At 73.6% G+C, this 21,381-nt stretch carries 24 protein-coding genes; 15 read left to right on the forward strand and 9 right to left on the reverse strand.

Annotated elements, in window-relative coordinates; genetic code table 11:
• Positions 1 to 15: 15 nt before the first annotated feature.
• On the reverse strand, positions 16 to 912 hold the full coding sequence (locus tag IEZ17_RS08195) for a PhzF family phenazine biosynthesis protein (RefSeq protein ID WP_189297973.1): 897 nt from the start codon (positions 910 to 912) through the stop codon (positions 16 to 18).
• A 53-nt stretch (positions 913 to 965) separates the two neighbouring features.
• Positions 966 to 1,853: an SDR family oxidoreductase gene (locus tag IEZ17_RS08200; protein ID WP_189298348.1), complete on the reverse strand. Its 888-nt coding sequence runs from the start codon at positions 1,851 to 1,853 to the stop codon at positions 966 to 968.
• A 303-nt stretch (positions 1,854 to 2,156) separates the two neighbouring features.
• Between IEZ17_RS08200 and IEZ17_RS08205 the strand changes: the two genes are divergently transcribed.
• From IEZ17_RS08205 to IEZ17_RS08215, 3 genes are read left to right on the forward strand one after another with little or no spacing between them, the layout of a single operon-like run.
• Positions 2,157 to 3,533 (forward strand): multidrug effflux MFS transporter, encoded by a 1,377-nt coding sequence (locus IEZ17_RS08205; protein WP_189297975.1) that lies wholly within the window; start codon positions 2,157 to 2,159, stop codon positions 3,531 to 3,533.
• A gap of 56 nt (positions 3,534 to 3,589) precedes the next feature.
• On the forward strand, positions 3,590 to 4,666 hold the full coding sequence (locus IEZ17_RS08210) for a serine hydrolase domain-containing protein (RefSeq protein ID WP_189297977.1): 1,077 nt from the start codon (positions 3,590 to 3,592) through the stop codon (positions 4,664 to 4,666).
• 43 nt (positions 4,667 to 4,709) lie between these two features.
• Positions 4,710 to 5,693, forward strand: a complete 984-nt coding sequence (locus tag IEZ17_RS08215; protein WP_189297979.1) for a small ribosomal subunit Rsm22 family protein — start codon at positions 4,710 to 4,712, stop codon at positions 5,691 to 5,693.
• Between the two features lie 35 nt (positions 5,694 to 5,728).
• On the opposite strand, the gene IEZ17_RS08220 is transcribed toward IEZ17_RS08215, so the two are convergent.
• Positions 5,729 to 5,905 carry a DUF6243 family protein gene (locus tag IEZ17_RS08220; protein ID WP_189297981.1) on the reverse strand — a complete coding sequence of 59 codons (177 nt, stop codon included), beginning with the start codon at positions 5,903 to 5,905 and terminating at the stop codon, positions 5,729 to 5,731.
• 125 nt (positions 5,906 to 6,030) lie between these two features.
• Between IEZ17_RS08220 and IEZ17_RS08225 the strand changes: the two genes are divergently transcribed.
• Positions 6,031 to 6,630 carry a TetR/AcrR family transcriptional regulator gene (locus IEZ17_RS08225; protein ID WP_189297983.1) on the forward strand — a complete coding sequence of 200 codons (600 nt, stop codon included), beginning with the start codon at positions 6,031 to 6,033 and terminating at the stop codon, positions 6,628 to 6,630.
• Between the two features lie 143 nt (positions 6,631 to 6,773).
• Complete coding sequence (locus IEZ17_RS08230) at positions 6,774 to 7,517, forward strand: bifunctional DNA primase/polymerase (RefSeq protein ID WP_189297985.1); 744 nt, start codon at positions 6,774 to 6,776, stop codon at positions 7,515 to 7,517.
• Between the two features lie 138 nt (positions 7,518 to 7,655).
• Here the strand turns inward: IEZ17_RS08230 and IEZ17_RS08235 are convergent, their stop codons facing one another.
• Positions 7,656 to 8,642 (reverse strand): SCO2278 family lipoprotein, encoded by a 987-nt coding sequence (locus IEZ17_RS08235; protein WP_229852053.1) that lies wholly within the window; start codon positions 8,640 to 8,642, stop codon positions 7,656 to 7,658.
• A gap of 243 nt (positions 8,643 to 8,885) precedes the next feature.
• Here IEZ17_RS08235 and IEZ17_RS08240 point away from each other — a divergent pair, with 243 nt between their 5' ends.
• Both IEZ17_RS08240 and IEZ17_RS08245 read left to right on the forward strand, forming a co-directional pair.
• Positions 8,886 to 9,080, forward strand: a complete 195-nt coding sequence (locus IEZ17_RS08240) for a hypothetical protein (protein WP_189297987.1) — start codon at positions 8,886 to 8,888, stop codon at positions 9,078 to 9,080.
• 8 nt (positions 9,081 to 9,088) lie between these two features.
• Positions 9,089 to 9,823 (forward strand): PhzF family phenazine biosynthesis protein, encoded by a 735-nt coding sequence (locus IEZ17_RS08245; protein WP_189297989.1) that lies wholly within the window; start codon positions 9,089 to 9,091, stop codon positions 9,821 to 9,823.
• Between the two features lie 62 nt (positions 9,824 to 9,885).
• Here IEZ17_RS08245 and IEZ17_RS08250 read toward each other — a convergent pair whose 3' ends face one another.
• Together IEZ17_RS08250 and map are read right to left on the reverse strand one after the other, a co-directional pair.
• Complete coding sequence (locus tag IEZ17_RS08250; protein WP_189297991.1) at positions 9,886 to 10,566, reverse strand: biliverdin-producing heme oxygenase; 681 nt, start codon at positions 10,564 to 10,566, stop codon at positions 9,886 to 9,888.
• A gap of 187 nt (positions 10,567 to 10,753) precedes the next feature.
• Positions 10,754 to 11,611 carry a type I methionyl aminopeptidase gene (gene map / locus IEZ17_RS08255; protein WP_189297994.1) on the reverse strand — a complete coding sequence of 286 codons (858 nt, stop codon included), beginning with the start codon at positions 11,609 to 11,611 and terminating at the stop codon, positions 10,754 to 10,756.
• A gap of 68 nt (positions 11,612 to 11,679) precedes the next feature.
• Here map and IEZ17_RS08260 point away from each other — a divergent pair, with 68 nt between their 5' ends.
• Entirely contained in the window at positions 11,680 to 11,946 is a 267-nt protein-coding gene (locus IEZ17_RS08260; RefSeq protein WP_189297996.1) for a hypothetical protein, read from the forward strand.
• Positions 11,947 to 12,056: 110 nt separating this feature from the next.
• On the opposite strand, the gene IEZ17_RS08265 is transcribed toward IEZ17_RS08260, so the two are convergent.
• On the reverse strand, positions 12,057 to 12,683 hold the full coding sequence (locus tag IEZ17_RS08265; RefSeq protein WP_189297998.1) for a hypothetical protein: 627 nt from the start codon (positions 12,681 to 12,683) through the stop codon (positions 12,057 to 12,059).
• A 125-nt stretch (positions 12,684 to 12,808) separates the two neighbouring features.
• Positions 12,809 to 13,777 (reverse strand): dihydrodipicolinate synthase family protein, encoded by a 969-nt coding sequence (locus tag IEZ17_RS08270; RefSeq protein WP_189298000.1) that lies wholly within the window; start codon positions 13,775 to 13,777, stop codon positions 12,809 to 12,811.
• A 182-nt stretch (positions 13,778 to 13,959) separates the two neighbouring features.
• Here IEZ17_RS08270 and IEZ17_RS08275 point away from each other — a divergent pair, with 182 nt between their 5' ends.
• The 7 genes from IEZ17_RS08275 (at position 13,960) to IEZ17_RS08305 (ending at position 20,526) form a co-directional block, all read left to right on the forward strand.
• A complete protein-coding gene (locus tag IEZ17_RS08275) occupies positions 13,960 to 14,646 on the forward strand; it encodes a FadR/GntR family transcriptional regulator (RefSeq protein ID WP_229852055.1) in 687 nt (228 codons plus the stop codon).
• Positions 14,647 to 15,033: 387 nt separating this feature from the next.
• A complete protein-coding gene (locus tag IEZ17_RS08280) occupies positions 15,034 to 16,113 on the forward strand; it encodes a sialidase family protein (protein ID WP_189298355.1) in 1,080 nt (359 codons plus the stop codon).
• Positions 16,110 to 17,483 carry an ABC transporter substrate-binding protein gene (locus IEZ17_RS08285; RefSeq protein ID WP_189298002.1) on the forward strand — a complete coding sequence of 458 codons (1,374 nt, stop codon included), beginning with the start codon at positions 16,110 to 16,112 and terminating at the stop codon, positions 17,481 to 17,483. The genes IEZ17_RS08280 and IEZ17_RS08285 overlap by 4 nt, the downstream gene beginning before the upstream one ends.
• Positions 17,480 to 18,478: a carbohydrate ABC transporter permease gene (locus tag IEZ17_RS08290; protein ID WP_189298004.1), complete on the forward strand. Its 999-nt coding sequence runs from the start codon at positions 17,480 to 17,482 to the stop codon at positions 18,476 to 18,478. Before IEZ17_RS08285 ends, IEZ17_RS08290 begins: the two co-directional genes overlap by 4 nt.
• Positions 18,475 to 19,323, forward strand: coding sequence for a carbohydrate ABC transporter permease (locus IEZ17_RS08295; RefSeq protein ID WP_189298006.1), 849 nt, complete (start codon positions 18,475 to 18,477; stop codon positions 19,321 to 19,323). The genes IEZ17_RS08290 and IEZ17_RS08295 overlap by 4 nt, the downstream gene beginning before the upstream one ends.
• Positions 19,324 to 19,440: 117 nt before the next feature.
• Positions 19,441 to 20,196: an NADPH-dependent F420 reductase gene (npdG, locus tag IEZ17_RS08300; RefSeq protein ID WP_189298008.1), complete on the forward strand. Its 756-nt coding sequence runs from the start codon at positions 19,441 to 19,443 to the stop codon at positions 20,194 to 20,196.
• Between the two features lie 111 nt (positions 20,197 to 20,307).
• Positions 20,308 to 20,526, forward strand: a complete 219-nt coding sequence (locus tag IEZ17_RS08305) for a hypothetical protein (protein WP_189298010.1) — start codon at positions 20,308 to 20,310, stop codon at positions 20,524 to 20,526.
• A 4-nt stretch (positions 20,527 to 20,530) separates the two neighbouring features.
• On the opposite strand, the gene IEZ17_RS08310 is transcribed toward IEZ17_RS08305, so the two are convergent.
• Positions 20,531 to 21,334 carry a site-2 protease family protein gene (locus IEZ17_RS08310; RefSeq protein ID WP_189298012.1) on the reverse strand — a complete coding sequence of 268 codons (804 nt, stop codon included), beginning with the start codon at positions 21,332 to 21,334 and terminating at the stop codon, positions 20,531 to 20,533.
• Between the last annotated feature and the right edge of the window lie 47 nt (positions 21,335 to 21,381).

The following is a 21,381-nucleotide window of genomic DNA, read 5'->3' on the forward strand; positions in this document are numbered from 1 at the left end:
CAGGGCCCCGGTGCCTCAGGCGTCCGTCGCCGGGATCGCCGTCGCCGTCCCGCTGACGTGCGACCGCGGGTCGCCGGCCCGCAGCTCGACGGTCAGCAGGCCGGGGCGGCCGAGGTCGTGCCCCTGATGGAGGGTCAGCGTCGCCGGGGCGGTGACCAGGCCCAGGGCGCGGGTGTACGCGCCGAAGGCCGCCGCCGCGGCGCCGGTGGCCGGGTCCTCCACGACACCGCCGACCGGGAACGGGGCGCGGACGTGGAAGACCGTGTCGCTCTCCCGCCAGACCAGTTGGAGGGTGGTGAGGTCCAGGCGGCGCATCAGGGCCGCCAGCCGGTCGAAGTCGTAGTCGAGCGCGGCGAGCCGGTCGCGGGTGGCGGCGCCGAGGACCAGATGGCGGGCCCCGGCGTAGGCGATGCGGGGCGGCAGCGCCGGGTCCAGGTCGGCGGCGGGCCAGTCCAGGGCGGCCAGGGCCTCGTCGAGGTCGGCCGGGGCGACCGGGTCGATGTGCGGTTCGACGCTGGTGAGGGTGGCCTGGAGGGCGTCGCCGTGCCGGGCCACGGTCACCGGGACCGGGCCCGCCTGCGTGGCGAAGACGAAGTCGCCGGGGCCGGTGCGCTCGGCGAGGGCGACCGCGGTGGCGACCGTCGCATGGCCGCAGAACGCGACCTCGGCGAGCGGGCTGAAGTACCGGATGGTGAAGGCCCGTCCGGGCTCGCCCAGCCCCTCGGGCGGGGCGGTCAGGAACGCGGTCTCCGAATAGCCGAGGCCGGCGGCGACGGCGAGCTGTGCGGCGTCGTCCAGCCCGGTGGCGTCCAGGACCACGCCGGCCGGGTTGCCGCCCTGGGGGTCGGTGGAGAACGCGGTGTAGCGGAGGATCTCGGGGGCGGTGTCCCCGGCGGGGGCGTCGTGTGTCATGGCCGGGGAACCTCCCGCCGCCGCCCGGCTATTCCCGGGCGGCCCGGAGTGCGTCAACCCCGCCCGATGTACGGCATGTTCGTCGCCATCACCGTCGCGAACTGCACATTGGCCTCCAGCGGCAGTGCCGCCATGTGCACGACCGTCCGGGCCACATCGGCCGCGTCCATCACCGGCTCGACCTCCGTGCGGCCGTTCGCCTGGAGGATGCCGGTCTGCATCCGGCCGGTCATCTCGGTGGCCGCGTTGCCGATGTCGATCTGGCCGCAGGCGATCCGGTACGGACGGCCGTCCAGGGACAGCGACTTGGTCAGCCCGGTCATCGCGTGCTTGGTGGCGGTGTACGCGATGGAGTGCGGCCGGGGCGTGTGCGCGGAGACCGAGCCGTTGTTGATGATCCGGCCGCCCTGCGGTTCCTGCGCCTTCATCGCGCGGAACGCGGCCTGGGCGCAGAGGAACGCGCCGTTGAGGTTGACGTCGACGACCGACCGCCAGTCCTCGTAGGAGAGTTCGTCCAGCGGGGCGGGCGGGCCGAAGGTGCCCGCGTTGTTGAAGAGCAGGTCCAGCCGGCCGAAGCGGTCCCGTACGGTCGCGAAGAGGGTCTCGACCTCGTCGGGCCGGGTGATGTCGGTGGGCACCGGCAGGACCGCGGGGCCGCCGATGCCCGCGTACCCGACCTGGCGGGCGGTCTCCTCCAGGGCCGCCGCGCGCCGGCCGGCCAGCACCACGGTCCAGTTGGCGGCGATCAGTGCCAGGGCGACCGCCCGCCCGATGCCGGAGCCGGCGCCGGTGACCACGGCCACCTTGCGGGCCGCCGCCGCGCCCTCCCGCGCCTCCTGGGGCGCCGGTGCCGTCAGCGGTGTCCCGGCCCGCGAGGACGGCGACGGGAGCGTCGGCCGGGCCGCGGTCGCCGTCCCGCCCACCTGCCCGGCCCGTGCCATCGGGGGCGCCTGTGCGGCCGGTGACCGCTCTGTGTTCTGTGCCATGGCGGCAGCGTAACGGCGTACGGGGAGCGAACCCGGCGACGCCCCACAGGGCCGCGACCCGGCCGCCGTTGGTCCGGTCGCCGGCCGTCCGTACGCCGCGGGGTGTGCCCCGGCGCACCCGGTCGCAGGCCCCGGCGCATGCCGGAGTGTGCCCCGGCGCGGGCCGGACGTGGGTCGAAAGGACTGCATTCCTCCGCACCGGGCGCCGCCTGCCGCGTGCCACGATGGGGCGGCCATCACCGACCCATGGAGACACTCATGACGGAGCCCGGCGCCGGAACCGCCGCGAGCACGGACGAACCGAGCGGCGAACCCACCGACCAGCCGGCCATAGCCGGGCGGGGCCCGGCACCGGACGCACCGGCCGCGCGCACCGCACCGGCCGCACCGCCTGGGTCCCGCCGCACCAGCCTCCTCGTCACCCTCGTCCTCGGCGGTCTCACGGCCGTTCCGCCGCTCTCCATGGACATGTATCTGCCGGCGCTGCCGCAGGTCACCGCGGCCCTGGACAGCCCGGCCGCCACCGTCCAGCTCACCCTCACCACCTGCCTGGCGGGCATGGCCCTGGGCCAGATGATCGTCGGCCCGATGAGCGACAAGTGGGGACGCCGCCGCCCGCTGCTCGCCGGCATGGTGGTCTACGTCCTGGCCACCGCCCTGTGCGCGGTCGCCACCGACGCCGAACTCCTCATCGCCTTCCGCCTGTTGCAGGGGCTGGCGGGCGCCGCCGGCATCGTCATCGCCCGGGCGGTGGTGCGCGATCTCTACGACGGTGTGGCGATGGCCCGCTTCTTCGCCACCCTCATGCTGATCTCCGGGGTGGCGCCGGTCGTCGCCCCGCTCATCGGCGGCCAGATCCTGCGGATCACCGACTGGCGCGGGGTCTTCGTCGTGCTGACCGCCGTCGGGCTGGCGCTCACCCTCCTCGTCTGGCGCCGGCTGCACGAGACCCTGCCGCCCGGGCGCCGGCACCCGGGCGGCCTGGGACAGGCCCTGCGCACCATGCGCGAGCTGCTCGCCGACCGGGTCTTCTCCGGCTACCTCCTCGTCGGCGCCTTCGCCTTCGCGGCGCTCTTCGCGTACATCTCCGCCTCGCCGTTCGTCGTCCAGGAGATCTACGGCGCCTCCCCGCAGACCTTCAGCCTGCTCTTCGGCGTCAACTCCGTCGGGCTGGTGGCGGCCGGCCAGATCAACGGCAAGCTGCTGGTCGGCCGGGTCTCCCTGGACAAGGTGCTGGGCACCGGCCTGGCGCTGGTCGCGCTCGCCGGGGCCGGCCTGCTGCTGATGTCCTCTGGGGTCTTCGGCCGGGTCGGCCTGGTGCCGATGGCCGCCGGGCTGTTCGTGCTGATGTCCGCGATGGGCCTGGTCATGCCGAGCACCAACACCCTGGCGCTGCTGCGCACCCCGCACGCGGCCGGCTCCGCCTCCGCGCTGCTGGGCACCTCCACGTTCCTGCTCGGCTCGGTGGCCTCCCCCCTGGTGGGCATCGCGGGCGAGCGGACGGCCGTACCGATGGCCGTCGTACAGCTGTCGTGCGCCGTTCTCGCGCTCGTGAGCTTCCTGGGAATGTGCCGACCGTGGCAGCGTAGGGGGGACGGCCCCGCGCACCTCGGCGGCGAGAGGACCCGGCTCTGAACGCACTCAGGCTCCGACACGGCACACCGGCCCAGGCGGGACTGGACCCCGCCTGGATGGAACGGCTGGTCAGCGGCGTGCGGGCACTGCCCGACGGCCGTCCGCCGTGGTGCGCCGGAGCCGTGGTGCTGGCCGGCCGCGGACCGGTGGTCGCCGCCGAGGCGGCGGCCGGCTGGGCGGTGCGCTACGGCAGCTACGACCCCGAGCGGGACCGCGGCGTCGAGCTGCCGCGCGACCTGTGGGAGCCGATGCGGGTCGGCACCGTCTTCGACCTCGCCTCGCTCAGCAAGCTCTTCACCGCCATCGCCGTGGTCCAGCAGGTCGAGCGCGGCCGGCTGGCCCTCGACGAGCCGGCCGCCGCCCACCTCCCGGCCTTCGCCCCCGGCATCACCGTCCGCCGGCTGCTCGGGCACACCTCGGGGCTCGCCCCCGAGCTCCCCTTCCACGACCACCGGGAGCGCACCGCCCAACTGGCGCTGCTGTGGGCCGAGGCCGCCGCCCCGTCCGGCGGCCCGCACCCCGGATACGGCTACTCCGACCTCAACCTCATCGCCCTCCAGCTGATCCTGGAACGGCTCACAGGCCACCGCCTGGACGCCCTGATCCGCGCGGGCATCACCGGTCCGCTGGGCATGGCCAGCACCTCGTACGGCCCGCTGGGGCCGCAGGGCGTGGCCGCGACCGAGGACCAGCGGCGGCCCTGGGCCAAGGCGAACCGCGGCATGGTGCGCGGCGAGGTGCACGACGAGAACGCCTGGGCGCTGGGCGGGGTCGCCGGGCACGCGGGGCTCTTCTCCACCGCCCAGGACCTGGCCGTCCTGTGCCGCGCGCTGCTCAACGGCGGCGCGTACGGCACCGCCCGGATCCTCGGCCCGGACGCGGTCGCCGCGCTGCTCGACCCGCCCGGTCTCGGCTTCGGCGTCGACCAGCCGCACTTCATGGGCGAACTGGCCGGCCGGGGCGCCGCCGGGCACACCGGCTTCACCGGCACCAGCCTGGTCCTGGACCGGGCCACCGACACCTTCCTCGTCCTGCTGGCCAACACCGTGCACCCGCGCCGCCGCGACGGCGGCAGCGCCCCCCGCGCGCTGGCCGCGACCCGGCTGGCCCGCGCGGTGGCGCACGCCGGCTGAGCGGCCGGACCGAGCACGCCGCCGGCCCCGTAAAATCTGCGGAATGCACGACGAACTGCGCGCCGCCCTGGCCGGCCTGCTCGACGGCCTGCCGCCCAAGCAGGCCGCGCAGGCCGTGGACCGGCTGATCGCCAACTACCGTGGCCGTACCCCCACCGACGCCCCGGTGCTCCGGGACCGCAGCGACGTCGCCGCGTACGCCGCCTACCGCATGCCCGCGACCTTCGAGGCCGCACGGGCCGCGCTGGCCGCCTTCGCCGCCCGGGTCCCCGGCTGGTCCCCGGCCGCCCATGTCGACATCGGCGGCGGTACCGGCGCCGCCACCTGGGCCACCGCGGCCACCTGGGACGGCGTCCGCAGCACGGTCCTGGACTGGGCCCAGCCCGCCCTCGACCTCGGCCGCGAACTGGCCGCCGGAATGCTGCCGGACACCACGTGGCAGCGGCAGATCATCGGCGACGGCCTCACCGTCCCGGACGGCACCGACCTGGTGACCGTCTCCTACGTCCTCGGCGAGCTGCGCCCCGAGGCCCGCCGCGCGGTGGTCGCCGCCGCGGCCACCGCCGGGTCCGTCGTGCTGGTCGAACCGGGCACCCCGGAGGGCTACCTCCGCATCCGCGAGGCGCGCGAGCAGCTGGTCGCCGCCGGTCTGCGCATCGTCGCGCCGTGCCCGCACAGCGCCGCCTGCCCGATCGTCCCGAGGGTGGGGGCACCCCCAGCGGTAGCTGGGGGAGACTGGTGCCACTTCTCCGTCCGGGTCAGCCGCTCCTCCCTCCACCGCCAGGTCAAGGGCGGCTCCCTCGCGTACGAGGACGAGAAGTTCAGCTATGTCGCCGCCACCCGCAGCGACGCCGCGCCGGCCGCCGCCCGGATCGTCCGCAAGCCCCAACTCCGCAAGGGCCAGGTCCTGTTGGACCTGTGCACCGCGGACGACGGCCTCCGGCGGAGCACGGTCACCAAGCGCCAGGGCACGGCCTACCGCGCGGCCCGCGACGCCGCCTGGGGCGACGACTGGCCCCCGGCCTGACCCTCCGCCGGGGGGCGCGGCGCCGGGGGGCAACTTCAGCCTTTCTGTGTCCGCTCCTGCATTTTCCGTAGCAGCTCGCGGCGGTGTGCCTGGCTCTCGTGGCCTCCCTGGCCGTTCCGCCCGCCGCCCGTGCCGCCGCGCAGCGCGCCGCGCGAGAGCTTGCTGCGCGTGCCGCCGACACCGAGCATGCCGCCTGCATTTCCCTTGCTCATGAGGCGAGTTCCCTTCTCCGGACCGTCTGCGAGACGGTTCGTCTCGCTTGCGCTCCATCTTCAAGCGAGACGATCCGTCTTGTCAAGACGATACGTCTCGCCTCTCCCTCGCCTACACTCCGCCCATGGCCAACAAAGCAGCTCCCGACGCCTCCCGCCGCAGCGAACGCTCCCGCCGCGCGATCTTCGACGCCGCCCTCGCCCTTGTCGGCGAGGTCGGCTACGACAAGCTCACGATCGAGGGCATCGCCGCCCGCGCCGGCGTCGGGAAGCAGACGATCTACCGCTGGTGGCCCTCCAAGGCCGCCGTCCTCCTGGACGCCTTCAGTGCGGGCGTCGAGGAATACGACCGGCAGGGGCTCCCGGACACCGGCGACCTGGCCGCCGACCTGAAGTTCGTCCTCCGCGCCACCGCCGACGAGTTCAACGACGCGGCCTGGCAGGCCCCGTACCGCGCCCTCGCGGCGGCCGGCGCCAACGACGAGGAGCTCTCCCGCACCTTCGTCGGCCGTCTCATGGAGCCCGGCATCCGCGTCTACGTCGAGCGGCTGCGCGCCGCCCAGGAGGCCGGCGAGGTGGCCCCCGATATCGATGTCCGGATCGCCGCGGAGATGCTGCTGAGTCCCTTCTCACAACGGTGGCTGATGCGCACCGGCGAGCTGACCCACGACTACGTCGACACCCTGGTCGACCAGGTATTGCGTGGTCTGCGCCCGCGCGACTGACCGCACCGGGCGGTCGGTCGGTGATGGCGTGAATTGCCCCTGTTCGCCCGTCCCGCGTTCACTCCGGATCCGCACACCGGTCACCTGGCGCCCCGGATGGTGGCAGCATTGATCCCAGACCACCGCTCGAAGTGAGGGGATAGATGGAACGCAAGAGCAGGTTCTCCCAGTGGCTGCGCCGGCCGAAGAGCGGAACGGACGGCGGCGATACGGACACGGGATCAGCGGCTGCGCGCGGCCGTGCGGACCTGCTGCTGGCGGCGGCCGACGCGGGCTTCCCGGTCGCCCCCGCCGCCCACCCCTCCGGCTACGGCTGTTCCTGCGAGCGCATCGGCTGTCCCACCCCGGGACGGCACCCCATCTCCTTCGGCTGGCAGACCGTCGCCACCACCGACCGCGACAAGGTCGCCGCCTGGGTCCGCACCCTCCCCGAGGCCAACTTCGTCACCGCCACCGGCATCGCCCACGACGTCCTCGACGTCCCCGTCGAAGCGGGCCGCAGCGCCCTCGGCCGGCTGGACGCGGCGGGCGTCGACGTCGGACCGGTCAGCCTCAGCGGCGCCGGCTTCGGGGACGGCCGGATGCTGTTCTTCACCGCCACCCGCGGCACCCCCGACGACGAGGACGAGTGGTGGCCGTGCGAACTGGACTGCCACCCCGAGACCCTCGACGAGCATCCGGGCCTGCGCTGGCACTGCCGCGGCAGCTATGTCCTCCTGCCGCCCTCGACCCTCACCGGCGAGCAGCCCGCCGTGACCTGGCTGCGCGGCCCCGAACTCCCGCTGCCCGACCCGCTGACGCTGCTGGAAACGCTCACCGACGCCTGCGCCGAGTTCATCGACCGCGAGCCCGACCACGAGACCGCGGCCTGGCCGATCGGCCGCTGACCGCTCCGGTACGGACCTGCTCCGGTACGGACCTGCTCCCGTACGGACCTGCTCCCGTACGGGCCCGCGCCCGACGGCGAAGGGGCCGCCGGCTCCCGCCGACAGCCCCTGGCGGCATCTCCGCCGCGACCGCTGCGGCTACAGCGCCTTCGCCGAGGTCTTCGCCTCGATCCGGTTGAGCACCGTGACCTTGCCGCCGGCGCTCTTCGCCGGGACCGTGACCGCCTGGCCCGAGACCGTGGTGAAGGCCATCCGCGTGGTCTTCTTGTCCGGGCCCTCCACGATGCCGCGCAGGCTCGGCGGCACGGTGATCATCAGGCCCGGGGAGACCGTCTTCTGCTGGTGGTAGACGGTCGAGAAGAACACCAGCGCACCGCCGTCCGTGGTCCGCAGCGCCACCGGCGGGTAGTCCGACGCCTGGTCCTCCCACTGGATACGGGCGCCGGGCTGGTTGGCGTCCCGGGCGCGCTGGGCCCGCCACTGGTCGGTGTTCGGCCCCGGCGCGAAGTCGCCGCCCTTGCCGGTGTTGAGGTAGTCGGCGTACGACTGGCCCAGCTTGCCCGGATCGACCGTCAGCCCCGACGAGCCGTCGGTGGGCACCGCCTCCGCGTAGCCGTCCGTGATCTTCAGCTCCGGGGCCGTGTTGCTGTCGAACGTCGCGAGGTAGACCGCCCGCCACTTCGCGCCGATGGCGTCCCGGCTGAACACCAGGAACCAGCGGGTGCTCTCGCCGCTGCGGTTCCTGCGGTTGCTGAGCGCGTCCCCGATGAAGAACTTCGGCCAGCCCGTCTGCTTGGGCACGGTGAAGTGGGCGTCCGTGAAGCGGAGCGGGGCGAACCCCGGGTTGCCGTTCGGCTTGACGCCGTGCGCCGCCTTTATCCCGGCCTGGTCGATGGCGAGCAGCGCACCCGCCTCGAACGAGGTGTTCAGCTGCGGATCGAGCGTGCGGTTGGCCTTGTTGAAGCCGTCGGTGAAGTGCTTGAGCGCCTGCGCGGCGTCCGCCTTCGACACCGCCGGCAGGATCTCCCGCTCGCCGTGCACCGTCATGCACCCGCTCAGTATCACCAGCGCCGCCGCTGCCGACGTCAGTGTTGCGGGCACCCGGAACGGCGACCTGCGTGTCATGGGGCTCGGGCTCCTTCGGGGCGACCGGGGCGGACTGGGTGGCCGCCGGGGTGGCACGATTCGGCGCAACCCTACCCGGGGTGCGGGAGAACAAGTCCGTGGGGATCGGATACGGAGCCCACAACGTGATCTGACGGGCGCTCGGCCCGGGGGCCGCCGACGCCGGGCCCTTGGCACGCGGAGATCTAGTTAGGTTAGGCTTACCTAAGTAACTTCTCTTGCGTTTCCTCGGGAAGGGGTCCCATGCGCCGTCACCGCCACCTCCGGCTCCGCGCCCACGCCCGTACCCGCGCCGGCGTCCGCATCCGTGTGCTCTGCGCGGGGCTGCGGCGGGGGCTGGTCCGGGTGGTCGCCCCGGAGTTCGGCGCGGCCCCCCGCCGCACCGCCGCCGCACCCGGGCGCCCCCGCCCGGATTCCCGTGCCCCGGCGTGCTGTTGAATGCGGGGATGACCGACGCGAATGACCTGGATGCCGTCAACGACGCAGCCGCGGCAGTGGCAGCGGTGGCGTCGTTGGACGTGGACGTGGATGTGCTGCGGGTGTTCTGCGGACCGGAGGGCGCCGGCGGCAACCTGCTGGGCGTCGTGCGCGACGGTGCCGCTCTCCCCGGCCGGGCCGCACGGGCCGCCCTCGCCGCCGAACTCGGCTTCAGCGAGACCGTGTTCCTCGACGACGCCGCCCTCGGCACCGCCGACATCCACACCCCCAGTGTCCGGCTCCCCTTCGCCGGCCACCCCCTCGTCGGGCTGGCCTGGCTGCTGCGGAGCCTCGGCCGGCCGCCGGCCGTGCTGCGCCCGCCGGCCGGCGAGGTCGCGGTCCGCCACGACGGGGACACCACCTGGGTGCGCGGGCGCGCCGAGTGGGTCACCCACCGCACCACCGAGCAGTACCCCTCCGTCGCGGCGGTCGACGCGCTGCCCGCCCCGCCACCGGGGGAGGGCTGGCTCTACGCCTGGGCCTGGCAGGACGAGTCCGCGGGCGTGGTCCGTGCACGTGCCTTCCCGCGGCGCGGCGACCGCATCGTCGAGGACGAGGCCACCGGCGCCGCCGCCCTGCTCCTGACGCATCAGCTCGGACGCCCGCTGGACATCCGCCAGGGCGCCGGCTCGCAGATCCGTACCCGGACGTATCCGGACGGCACGATCGAGGTCGGTGGACGGGTGCGCGCCGAGACCGCCTAGGGCCGCGGGGCGGAAGGCCGCGCGGGGGGACGGCCGACCCGCCGCGCCCCGTCCGCGGGCCGCTACGCGCTCATCGGGAACTGCTCGCCCAGCTCCCGGAACACCGCGCTGTTCAGCGCGAACGCGCGCTTGCACTCGTCGACCACCCGCTGCTTCTCCAGGTCGTCCACCGGCAGCGCGTCCAGCAGTTCGCGGTATTCGCGCTTGAAGGCGGCGGGGTTGGCTATCTCCTCGAAGACGTAGAAGCGGACGCCGTCGCCCTTGCGCGCGAAGCCCCAGGTCTTCTCGGCGGTGCCGCGGATGATCTGGCCGCCGGAGAGGTCGCCGAGATAGCGGGTGTAGTGGTGGGCGACGTAGCCGGCCGGCCAGTCGCGGGCGCAGACCGCGATCCGGTCGGCGTAGGCGGCGGTGGCCGGCAGCGGCACCAGGCCGGCCCGCCAGGAGGGGCCGCCGAGATGGGCGAGGTCGCGCTCCAGCTCGGCGGTGCGGGCGAGCTCCGGGCGGATGAAGGGGCCCGCGACCGGGTCGCCGGCGAGGGCTCCGGAGGCGTCCTCCAGCGTGCGGTAGACGAACCAGAGCTGCTCCGTGTAGCGCCGGTAGGCGTCGACGCCGAGCTTGCCGCCGAGGAGGTCGCCCATGAACGAGGAGTTCTCGGCCTCGGTGTGCTGTGCGTGGGACGCCGTGCGGATCACCGTCGAGAACGGTGTGAACGGCGCGGACGGGGTCGGGCTGGACGCTTCCAAGGCGGACCTCCGGGGACCGGGGGAGCGGACGGGAACAGGCCGGCGCCACGGGGACGCCGCGCCCCGGGAGCCCGGGGCGCCGCAGCCTGATAACTCGGCGTTACCCAACTACGGGGGACCGCCCCGGTCAACCTGTTCCCGACAAGCTGTCGGTAAAAACCCTACTCCTGTCCGCATCGGGGCGGCATCAGGCCAGCGTGAGGATCTCCGCCCCGGTCTCGGTCACCACCAGCGTGTGCTCGAACTGCGCGGTCCGCTTGCGGTCCTTGGTGACCACGGTCCAGCCGTCCTCCCACATGTCGTACTCGTACGTGCCCAGCGTCAGCATCGGCTCGATGGTGAAGGTCATCCCGGGCTTGATGTCGGTGGTGTGGTGCGGGCTGTCGTAGTGCGGAACGATCAGGCCGGAGTGGAAGGACGAGTTGATGCCGTGCCCGGTGAAGTCGCGGACCACGCCGTAGCCGAAGCGCTTGGCGTACGACTCGATGACCCGGCCGATGATGTTGATCTGGCGGCCCGGCCTGACGGCCTTGATCGCGCGGTTGAGCGCTTCACGGGTGCGCTCCACCAGCAGCCGGGACTCCTCGTCCACGTCGCCGCACAGGTAGGTGGCGTTGTTGTCGCCGTGCACACCGTGGATGTACGCGGTCACGTCGAGGTTCACGATGTCGCCGTCCTGGAGGACGGTCGAGTCCGGGATGCCGTGGCAGATGACCTCGTTGAGCGAGGAGCACAGGGACTTGGGGAAGCCGCGGTAGCCGAGCGTGGACGGGTAGGCGCCGTGGTCGCACATGAACTCGTGGGCGACCCGGTCCAGTTCATCGGTCGTCACGCCCGGCGCGATCAGCTTGGCGGCCTCCTCCATCGCCTGCGCGGCGATCCGGCCGGCGATCCGCATCCGCTCGATCGTTTCGGAGTCCTGCACCTCGGGGCCCGTGTACGGGGTGGGTGCGTCCTTTCCGACGTACTCGGGGCGCGGGATCGCGGCGGGGACGGGGCGGGTGGGGGAGATCTTCCCCGGGACAAGAAGCGACTGGCCAGACATGCCAGCGAGTGTATCCGCGGGCCGTCGGGCAGGATGGTGGCACAGGAGCCACGTGGCAGGAGGCGGCAATGGCGCTGTTCAAGCGGCGGACGGTGGGCAAGCCGGGCGAGTGGTACTACTGCCTCCGGCACCAGACCGTGGAGGAGGGCCCCGAGTGCCGGGCGGCCGACCGGTTCGGTCCCTACGGCACCCGCGAGGAGGCGTCCCACGCCATGGAGACCGCACGCGAGCGGAACCTGGAGTGGGAGACCGACCCCAAGTGGCACGACATGGGGAAGGGACAGGGACAGGGGCAGGGGCAGGAGGGCGACGGGGGCGATCCCCGGGCTTCGTAGGACGTCACCCGCCCTCGTGGGATGACCCCCGGCCCTCGTGGGCGGCATCCGTTGGGCGTCCGTCAGGCGTCCGTGGGGCGGTGGCCGGGTCCGTACCGGGATCCGGGCGGCTACCAGCGGGGCGGGGGCGGGGCCGAGAGACCGTCGGCGAGGCGGGAGAGGCGGTCGCGGAAGCGGCGGTGACGGCGGGGCGCGGGCCCGCCGTTCTCTCCGGCGGCGGCGCTGACCAGGTGCTGGACGAGGTCGAGGTCGAGGTCCTGGCCCTGCGCGGTGCCCTCGGGCGCGGGCGGGGGAGCGGCCAGCGCGTCATGCGCCAGCGTGTGCAGATCGCGGTCGCCGCCGTCCAGGGCGAGCACCGTGGCGCCGTTGCGGCGGGCGTCGTGCACCCGCTCCAGCAGCCCGGCGCCCGGCTGCCCCGGCGTCACGACCAGCAGCGTCGCACCGCGCCCGGCCGCCGCCAGCCGCCCCAGCCCGACCGCGAGATGCGCGGGCGCCCCGCCCGGGACCCGGTGGCGCACCAGGGTCGGCGACAGCTCCGGCAGGCCCGACCAGGCGGCCTCGTCGTCCAGGTGGGCGGCCAGGTGCCAGGGCTCGTACGTGGCGCTGCCGACCAGCAGCAGCCCGCCGCCGTGCGGGGTGACGGCGGCCCGCAGCGAACCGGCGAAGCGGCGGCTGGCCTGCACCCACTCGGTTCCGGCGAGGACCTCGCGCAGCAGGGCGACTCGTACGGCATCCATGGCGCGGCATACTGCCGCAGCGCCGGGCCTCCGGGGGGCCGCTCGGGGCGGCGTCACCCGTATGGAGGCCGGGCGGGGATACGGGAGGGGAGCGCCGGGGGCGGGTGCGGCGGCGCGGCGCCCGGTCACGGGGCCGGTCGCCCGGCGGCGAGGCTCGCGTCCTTCAGCCGACGTCCTACCTCCGCCACCGCCTCCTCGCTCAGCGGGACCTGCGGCAGCGCCGTGGCGCGCCCTTCGATCACGCCGAGGAGCTGGAGCGCCGCCTTGAAGGCGCCGAGGGCCGAGGAGCTGCGGCCCATCTCGCTCTCCGGGCCGGCGTCGGTCATCGCGAACAGGGCGACCAGGCGCTCCTGTTCGGCGGCGGCCCGGGGCCAGTCGCCGGCCCGCGCGGCGTCGTAGAGGCGGACATAGCCCGCCGGGTCGACGTTGCCCAGGCCCGGGACGACGCCGTCCGCGCCCGCCAACAGGGCGGCGTCCGCAGTGAGTTCGGAGCCGGTCAGGACGGCGAAGCCGGGCGCGGGGCCGGATGGGCGGGCGGTTCGGCCGCCGAGGGAGACCAGCAGCCGGCGCAGCGAGCCGTCGTCGCCGCTGCTGTCCTTCAGCCCGGCGAGCGTGCCGTCCGCGGCCAGTTCGCGGACCAGGGCCGGGGTCAGCTTGTTGTGGACGGCGGCGGGGATGTCGTACGCGACGAGGGGCAGGCCGGTGGCGGTGCGGAGGTGGCGGAAGTGGGCGGCGATCTCGCGGGGGTGGGTGCGGGTGTAGAAGGGGGCCGTGGCGACGAGCGCGTCGGCGCCCAGCCGGGCGGCGGCCTTGGCGTGGTCGAGCACGCGGGCGGTGGTGGTGTCGATGACTCCGGCGAGCACCGGGACCCGGCCGCGTGCGGCCGTGACGACGGTCTCCAGGGCGACCGCACGTTGACGATCGGTCAGATAGGCCGCCTCGCTGGTGGAACCGAGCGCGAACAGGCCGTGGACGCCCCCGTCGAGGAGGTGGTCGACCAGGCGGGCGAGGGAGCCGGTGTCGACCTCGCCGCACGCGTCGAGCGGGGTGCAGACCGGGGGGATGACGCCGTGCAGCGGGGCGGGGAGTGCCATGGGGCCTCCAAAGGCGGCTCTGAGCTGGGACAAAGGACATAGGAGGTCCGATGTCGCGGTCACAATAGGCATGCGCGCGGGCGCACGGTCAAGGATTCCCGGACCCGGCGTGGGCCGAAAGGGCCGAACGGACCGGCGGCGCACGGCAGGTGAGGGTGCGGCAGAGGAAGAGGGCGATAGGGATGGCGCGAGGGACGATGGCCGAGGACGTCCAGGCGCGGATCAAGCAGCTGATCCTGCGGCGCAGGCTGACCCCGGGCGACCCGCTGCCCACCGAGACGGAACTGGTCGCCATGCTCGACGTCAGCCGCAACTCGGTCCGCGAGGCACTCAAGGCTCTCCAGGCGATGCGGATCGTGGAGATCCGGCACGGCTTCGGCACCTACGTCGGGGCGCTCACCCTGGAGCCGTTCGTCGAGGGCGTCGCCTTCCGTGCCGCGGTCCGCCACCTCCAGGGGGAGCCGAGCCTGTACGAGCTGATGGAGGTCCGGGAGGCCCTGGAAGCGGGGCTGATCGGCACCGTCGCGCGCGATCTGCCCGCCGCGGACCTCACCGTCCTCAAGGGGCTGGTGCAGCGGATGGCCGAGGAGGCGCGCGGCGGGCAGGTGCAGAGCGCCACCGACCGCGCCTTCCACCTGGCCCTGTACCGCTCGCTGGGCAACCACCTGCTGAGCGAGGTGCTGGACGCGTTCTGGGCGGCGCTGCGCCGGGTCCGCGAGGACCTGGCCGACGACCGGCAGGACCCCCAGGTGACCTACCGCCGGCACCAGGAGATCGTCGACGCGCTGGAGGCGGGCGACGGCCACCGCGCGGTGGCCGCGATGCACCGCCACTTCGACGGCATCCGCCGGCGGCTCACCGGGAAGTAGCGGAGCGCGCCGCCGCAGGGGCGGGGCCAGGGGCGCGGGCGGGACGGCCGCGGGCGCCCCTCGGTGAACGGCCGGCGTCCGGAATGCCGCCATTCATCCCGTTCACCGGGATTTCACCCGACGTCGACGGGACCGTTGCCGACACGAAAAAGCACCATGTGCGGTGCCTTGACGGTCAGTTGGGCGCTGCCTATGGTCCGCAGGACAAGGGACATCCTACGTCCGGCCCGTTGGGGGTGACCCGTGGCGTACGAGACCTCGGAACCGCATGCGACCTCCGCACCGCACGAGACCTGGGAGCCGCACGAGGGCGCACCGCGGTCCGCCTACCCGGAGCCGTCCGCGACCCCACCGCCCCACGAGAGCGCACAGCAGTACGGGAGTTCGGTGCCGTTCCGGGCCGGGACCGAGGGGTACACGAGCTTCCGGATCCCGGCCGTGGTGCGGGCGCGCTCCGGCGCCGTGCTCGCGTTCGCCGAGGGCCGGGTCTCCTCGGCCGACGACTCCGGCGAGATCCACCTCGTCCTCAAGCGCTCCCCGGACGGCGGGCGCACCTGGGGCCCGCTGCAATGCGTCGCCCGCAACGGCACCGGAACGGCCGGCAACCCCGCCCCGGTCGTCCTCGCCGGCGGCCGGGTGCTGCTCGTCCAGGTCCACAACGCCGCCGACGCCACCGAGGACCGCATCCGCCGCGGCCAGGTCGGACCCGCCGACGGCCGCCGCGTCTGGCTCCAGCACAGCGACGACGACGGCGCGACCTGGAGCACCCCCCGCGAGATCACCGACGCGACCAAGCCGCCCCATTGGCGGTGGTACGCCACCGGCCCCGGCCATGCGCTGCGGCTGCGCCACGGCCCGTACGCCGGCCGGCTGGTCGTCCCCGCCAACCACTCCCTCCCGCCCACCGACCCCCGGGACACCGGCACCGAAGCCCGTTACGAGGGCGGGCACGCGCTGCTCAGCGACGACGGCGGCGCCACCTGGCGCATCGGCTACACCGACCACGACCCCGCAACCGGCCGGATCGCCGCGCCCAACGAGACCACCGCCGCCGAACTCCCCGACGGCACCGTCTATCTGAACGCCCGTAACGCGGCGAGCGCCGCCTGGCGCCGTCTCGACGCGGTCTCCGCGGACGGCGGCGAGCGCCTGGTCCGCCCCTTCCGGCCGCAGGCGGCGCTGGCCGGGCCGCAGGTCCAGGGCAGCACCCTGTGCCTCGACGACCGCGGCGAACTGCTCTTCTCCGGGCCCGCGCACCCCGCGGCCCGGGCCCTGATGACCCTGCGGGCCAGCCGCGACGGCGGGCGGACCTGGCACACCGCGCACACCGTCAGCGGGCTCCCGGCCGGCTACTCCGACCTCGTACGCCTCGACCGGGGCAGCGTCGGACTGCTCTACGAGACGGGCGACTTCAGCGCCTACGACACCCTCACCTTCCGCCGCATCCCCCTCAAGGAGCCGGCATGACCAGCAGCGATGCGACCAGCGGCGGCACGGGAGGCGGTGGCACGGCCGGCGGCGCCCCGCGGCGGAGAACGGTGCTGGGCGGGGCGGCCGGGGCCGCCGCCGGGCTCGCGCTCGCCGGCTGCGGGGCAGGGCCGGACGGCGGCGCCCCCAAGGAGCGCAAGAAGGGGCAGCGGATCAGCCTCACGTTCTGGTCCTGGGTGCCGGGCATCGACAAGCCCGTCGACCTCTGGAACCGCCGCAACCCCGAGGTGCAGGTCAGGGTCGAGAAGGTCTCCGCCGTCAACGGCCAGCAGTACGCGAAGATGCACGCCGCCATCAAGGCCGGCAACCCGCCCGACCTGGGTCAGATCGAGTTCCCGGTGATCCCCGGCTTCCTGCTGGACAACGGCCTGCGCGACCTCGCCCCGCTCGGCGCCGCCCGGCACCGCGACAAGTTCGTCGGCTGGCAGTGGCAGCAGTCCGTCTTCGGCAAGGGCGTCTACGCGATTCCGCAGGCGTCCGGGCCGATGGGACTGTTCGTCCGCAAGGACCTCTTCGACCGGTGGGAAGTACAGGTCCCGGGGACATGGGACGAGTACGAGGCCGCCGCCAAGGCGATCCGCCGGCACGGCGCCTGGATCGACACCTTCGCCCCCACCAACGGCAACCGCTTCGCGGGACTGGCCTGGCAGGCCGGCGCCGCGTGGTACGCCACCCGGGGCGACACCTGGATCGTGCACCTCGACGACGGGCCCACCCGCAAGGTCGCCGACTACTGGGAATCCCTCGTCCGGCAGCGGCTCGTGAAGACCATCCCGGACCGCCAGAACGCCTGGTACAAGGACATCCAGACCGGCGCCATCCCCGCCTGGGTGGGCGCCAGTTGGGGCGATGCGCTGCTGGCCGGCAACGCGCCCGGCACCAAGGGGAAGTGGCGGGCCGCGGCGCTGCCGCAGTGGCGGCCCGGCGGCCGGGCGTACGCCAACTGGGGCGGCTCGACCACCGCCGTCTTCGCGCAGGCCGCCTACCCCCGGGACGCCCTGGACTTCGCCGTCTGGCTCAACACCGACCCGCAGTCCCTCGCGCTGCTGATCGCCGGCGGCTACGGCTTCCCCGCCGCCAGAACGGGCTATGCCCCCGCCGCCCTCGACGCCGACAAGGACTTCTTCGGCGGCCAGGCGTACAGCAGGGTGTTCGCGGACGCCGGGGCGCATGTCGACACCCGCTGGCGGTGGGGGCCCGGCGTCGACACCCTCTACCAGCGGCTCGGCGACGCCTTCACCGAAGCGCTCGCCGACGGGAGTTCGTTCCGCTCCGTACTGCGCAAGGTGCAGGGCCAGACCGTCGCCGACCTCAAGGGCAAGGGCCTGAAGGTGGAGAGCGGCGGGTGAGCCGGGACACGCCGGTCCGCCCACCGACCCCGGCGGCGGCCCCTCCGGAGCCGGGCGCACGGCGAGCCGCCGCGGGCCGTCGGCGCCGGGCCTCCCGTACGGAGGCCCGCAACGCCCGCGCCGCGGCCGGGTTCCTGCTGCCCTTCCTCGCCCTCTTCGGCCTCTGCTTCCTGGCCCCGATCGGCTACGCCCTCCGGACGAGCCTCCAGCGGACCGAACGCACCGGCCCGCTCGGCCTCGGCGGCCAGGAACACGAGGTCTTCGCGGGCCTCGCCAACTACGCCCAGGCGCTCGCCGACGACCGGTTCCTGGCCGGCTTCGGCCGGGTGCTGCTCTTCGGCGCCGTCCAGATCCCGCTGATGACCCTCCTTGCCACCGGCCTCGCGCTCCTCCTGGAGAGCGCCGCCGCCCGCGGGATCACCTTCTTCCGCAGCGCCTTCTTCCTCCCGTACGGAGTGCCCGGGGTGATCGCCTCGATCCTCTGGGGCTTCCTCTACGTACCGGGCATCAGCCCGCTGGTGAAGATCGCCCAATCCGTGGGCTGGAACGTCGACTTCCTCTCCCGCGGCAGCGTCCTGTGGTCCCTCGCCAACATCGTCACCTGGCAGTTCACCGGCTACACCATGCTGGTGCTGATCGCCCAGCTCAAGGCCGTACCCGGCGAGCTCTACGAGGCGGCGCGGATCGACGGCGCGAACGCCTGGCAGGTCGCCCGGCACATCAAACTCCCGATGATCCGGCCCGCGCTCGTACTGACCTGCGTGTTCAGCATCATCGGCACCCTCCAGCTGTTCGCCGAGCCGATGGTGCTGCGCCCGCTCTCCTCCGCCATCGACTCCGGCTACACCCCCAACCTGCACGCCTACAGCGAGGCGTTCGTCGGCAACAACCAGCAGCTGGCGGCGGCCGAGGCGGTGCTGCTGGCGCTGGTGGCGTGCGCCGCGTCGTTCGGCTTCCTCCGCCTCGTCGGCGGGCACGGGAAGGAACGCGGATGACCCGGCCCCCGCTCCGCCACCGGATCATCACCAACGCGCTGCTGGCCGTCGCCGCGCTCTACTTCCTCGTGCCCGTCTACTGGCTGATCGTCTCCGCCACCAAGAACAGCGCCGACCTCTTCGGCACCTTCGGCTTCTGGTTCTCCCGCCATCCGCACCCCCTCCGCTACCTCACCGAGGTCCTCACCTACGACCACGGCGTCTACGCCCGCTGGTTCGCCAACTCCCTGCTCTACGCCGGGATCGGCGCGGTCTGCGCCACCCTGATGTCCGCCGCGGCGGGGTACGCCCTGGCCAAGTTCCCGTTCCGCGGGCGCGAGACGATCTTCAACGTGGTGCTGGCGGGGGTGCTGATCCCCGGTACGGCACTCGCCCTGCCGCTGTACTTCCTTTTCAGCGCGATGGGCCTGGCGAACACCTACTGGGCGGTGCTCATCCCCAGCACGGTCAGCCCCTTTGGCGTCTACCTCTGCCGGATCTACGCGGCTGCCGCGGTCCCCGACTCGCTCCTGGAGGCGGCCCGGATCGACGGCGCGGGCGAGGCCAGGATCTTCGGCGGGCTGGGGCTGCGGCTGATGACCCCCGCGCTGGTGACCGTCTTCCTGTTCCAGTTCGTCCATATCTGGAACAACTACTTCCTGCCGCTGGTCATGCTCTCCGACTCCGACCTCTACCCGGTCCAGCTGGGTCTGACGAGCTGGACCGGCTACGCGGACCGGCAGCCGGTGCTCTACCAGTACACGGTGGGCGGCGCGTTGCTGTCCGTACTTCCGCTGATGGTGCTGATGACGGTCCTCCAGCGCTACTGGCGCACGGGGCTGACGGAGGGGAGCGTGAAGTCGTGAGGGCGGGGGCGGACGGCAGGGCGTTCCACCGTGGTCGCGGGGGTGGGGCGACCGGTGGGAGGAGCGCGTCAGGACCGCGCCTCGGCACGCCCGTCCGGGCGTGACAGTATCGCTGTCATGACTACTTCCGACGCTGCCGCGACCCCGCCTGCCTCGTCCGCTTCGCCCGCTTCGTCCGTCCCGGCCGGTGCCAAGCCGGCGCCCCGCGACCCCTGGGATCTCCCGGACGTCTCCGGCCTGGTGGTCGGTGTCCTCGGCGGCACCGGTGACCAGGGCCGCGGCCTGGCCTACCGGCTCGCCAAGGCCGGGCAGAAAGTGATCATCGGTTCCCGGGCCGCCGAGCGGGCGCAGACCGCCGCCGCCGAACTGGGCTTGGGTATCGAGGGCCTCGCCAACGCCGACTGCGCCCGGCGCAGCGACGTGGTGATCGTCGCGGTGCCCTGGGACGGCCACGGCAAGACCCTGGAGTCGCTGCGCGAGGAACTGGCCGGCAAGCTCGTCATCGACTGCGTCAACCCGCTCGGCTTCGACAAGAAGGGCGCCTACGCGCTGAAGCCGGAGGAGGGCAGCGCCGCCGAGCAGGCCGCCGCCCTGCTGCCGGACTCCCGGGTCACCGCCGCTTTCCACCACCTCTCCGCCGTACTGCTCCAGGACCCGGAGATCGCGGAGATCGACACCGATGTGATGGTGCTGGGCGAGAGCCGCGCCGACACCGACCTGGTCCAGGCGCTCGCCGCCCGCATCCCCGGTATGCGCGGTGTCTTCGCCGGCCGGCTGCGCAACGCCCACCAGGTCGAGTCCCTGGTCGCCAACCTGATCTCGGTCAACCGCCGCTACAAGGCCCACGCAGGGCTCCGGGTCACGGACGTCTGACGAACCCGCCCCTCTCCCTCCCCGAAGGGGGAGAGGGGGCGGAGGGCGATCGCCCGCCTGGCATGGGGGACACTGGAACAGACCGTCCCATCCCCGACAGGAGCTCGCCCCATGCCCTCCCTGCCCCCGTCCGGCCCGGACCGGCGCCTTGCCGTCCTCGCCCTCGTCGTGTGCGTCCTCGCCGTCGCGGCGGCGGTCGTCTCCTTCGTCGAGGGCAGCTTCATCGGCATCGTCTGGGTTCTGCTGGCGGGCGTCTCCAGCAACATGGCGTGGTTCTACGTACGCAAGGCGAAGCTGGAGCAGGCGCGCCGCGCCGAGGCGTCGGGCTGACGCGCTACAGCGCGCCGGTCTGCGGAATCTGCGGTTCCCCCTGCCAGAAGCGGAAGAACTCCTGGCCCCAGTAGCTGTCCCAGGCGGAGACGCCCAGGGCGCGCAGGATCGTGTGGACCAGGTCGAAGAAGACCTGGTTGATCTCCGGCACCCACAGCAGCCCGAAGACCGCCAGCAGGCCGAACGGCGCGAACGGCTCGACCTGCCGCCGTACGTCGGGGGACAGCCAGGGCTCGATCACGCCGTAGCCGTCCAGTCCGGGTACCGGCACGAAGTTCAGGATCGCCGCGGTCACCTGGAGCAGCGCGAGGAACGCCAGCGCGTAGCGGAACGGGTCCGGTACGCCGTCGAGGCCGTGCAGCCAGAACGGCGCGCTGACCACGACCGCGAAGAGGATGTTGGTCAGCGGCCCCGCCGCCGAGATCAGGCTGTGCCGCCAACGGCCCTGGATCCGGCCGCGTTCGATGAACACCGCGCCGCCCGGCAGCCCGATCCCGCCCATGATGACGAAGATCACCGGCAGCACGATGCTCAGCAGCGCATGGGTGTATTTGAGCGGGTTCAGTGTGAGATAGCCCTTGGCGCCCACGGAGATGTCGCCGCTGTGCAGGGCGGTGCGGGCGTGCGCGTACTCGTGCAGGCACAGCGACACCACCCAGCCGGACACCACGAACAAGAAGACCGCGAAGCCGGTGCCGGACGCCGACGTCCCGCTCCAGACGGCCCAGCCGGACACCGCCATGACGGCGACGAGCGCGAGAAAGACCGGGCTGACGCGGCGGTCGGCGCGCCGGATTGCTGTGGTCATCGGTAGCGGGCTCCCAGTGGTCTCGGTGCGGGGCAGCCACGACCGTA

The organism is Streptomyces albospinus, from assembly GCF_014648695.1.
Lineage (GTDB): Bacteria > Actinomycetota > Actinomycetes > Streptomycetales > Streptomycetaceae > Streptomyces > Streptomyces albospinus.

What these genes read in the sequence shown, in the direction of transcription:
- IEZ17_RS08225 (WP_189297983.1), top strand. Translation starts at nt 6,031, where the DNA reads ATGGCCAACAAAGCAGCTCCCGACGCCTCCCGCCGCAGCGAACGCTCC.
- IEZ17_RS08305 (WP_189298010.1), top strand. Translation starts at nt 20,308, where the DNA reads ATGCCCTCCCTGCCCCCGTCCGGCCCGGACCGGCGCCTTGCCGTCCTC.
- map (WP_189297994.1), bottom strand. Translation starts at nt 11,611, where the DNA reads ATGTCTGGCCAGTCGCTTCTTGTCCCGGGGAAGATCTCCCCCACCCGC.
- IEZ17_RS08220 (WP_189297981.1), bottom strand. Translation starts at nt 5,905, where the DNA reads ATGAGCAAGGGAAATGCAGGCGGCATGCTCGGTGTCGGCGGCACGCGC.
- IEZ17_RS08270 (WP_189298000.1), bottom strand. Translation starts at nt 13,777, where the DNA reads ATGGCACTCCCCGCCCCGCTGCACGGCGTCATCCCCCCGGTCTGCACC.
- IEZ17_RS08245 (WP_189297989.1), top strand. Translation starts at nt 9,089, where the DNA reads ATGACCGACGCGAATGACCTGGATGCCGTCAACGACGCAGCCGCGGCA.
- IEZ17_RS08310 (WP_189298012.1), bottom strand. Translation starts at nt 21,334, where the DNA reads ATGACCACAGCAATCCGGCGCGCCGACCGCCGCGTCAGCCCGGTCTTT.
- IEZ17_RS08275 (WP_229852055.1), top strand. Translation starts at nt 13,960, where the DNA reads ATGGCGCGAGGGACGATGGCCGAGGACGTCCAGGCGCGGATCAAGCAG.
- IEZ17_RS08215 (WP_189297979.1), top strand. Translation starts at nt 4,710, where the DNA reads ATGCACGACGAACTGCGCGCCGCCCTGGCCGGCCTGCTCGACGGCCTG.
- IEZ17_RS08285 (WP_189298002.1), top strand. Translation starts at nt 16,110, where the DNA reads ATGACCAGCAGCGATGCGACCAGCGGCGGCACGGGAGGCGGTGGCACG.
- IEZ17_RS08195 (WP_189297973.1), bottom strand. Translation starts at nt 912, where the DNA reads ATGACACACGACGCCCCCGCCGGGGACACCGCCCCCGAGATCCTCCGC.
- npdG (WP_189298008.1), top strand. Translation starts at nt 19,441, where the DNA reads ATGACTACTTCCGACGCTGCCGCGACCCCGCCTGCCTCGTCCGCTTCG.
- IEZ17_RS08210 (WP_189297977.1), top strand. Translation starts at nt 3,590, where the DNA reads ATGGAACGGCTGGTCAGCGGCGTGCGGGCACTGCCCGACGGCCGTCCG.
- IEZ17_RS08235 (WP_229852053.1), bottom strand. Translation starts at nt 8,642, where the DNA reads ATGACACGCAGGTCGCCGTTCCGGGTGCCCGCAACACTGACGTCGGCA.
- IEZ17_RS08205 (WP_189297975.1), top strand. Translation starts at nt 2,157, where the DNA reads ATGACGGAGCCCGGCGCCGGAACCGCCGCGAGCACGGACGAACCGAGC.
- IEZ17_RS08260 (WP_189297996.1), top strand. Translation starts at nt 11,680, where the DNA reads ATGGCGCTGTTCAAGCGGCGGACGGTGGGCAAGCCGGGCGAGTGGTAC.
- IEZ17_RS08200 (WP_189298348.1), bottom strand. Translation starts at nt 1,853, where the DNA reads ATGGCACGGGCCGGGCAGGTGGGCGGGACGGCGACCGCGGCCCGGCCG.
- IEZ17_RS08230 (WP_189297985.1), top strand. Translation starts at nt 6,774, where the DNA reads ATGGAACGCAAGAGCAGGTTCTCCCAGTGGCTGCGCCGGCCGAAGAGC.
- IEZ17_RS08240 (WP_189297987.1), top strand. Translation starts at nt 8,886, where the DNA reads ATGCGCCGTCACCGCCACCTCCGGCTCCGCGCCCACGCCCGTACCCGC.
- IEZ17_RS08295 (WP_189298006.1), top strand. Translation starts at nt 18,475, where the DNA reads ATGACCCGGCCCCCGCTCCGCCACCGGATCATCACCAACGCGCTGCTG.
- IEZ17_RS08265 (WP_189297998.1), bottom strand. Translation starts at nt 12,683, where the DNA reads ATGGATGCCGTACGAGTCGCCCTGCTGCGCGAGGTCCTCGCCGGAACC.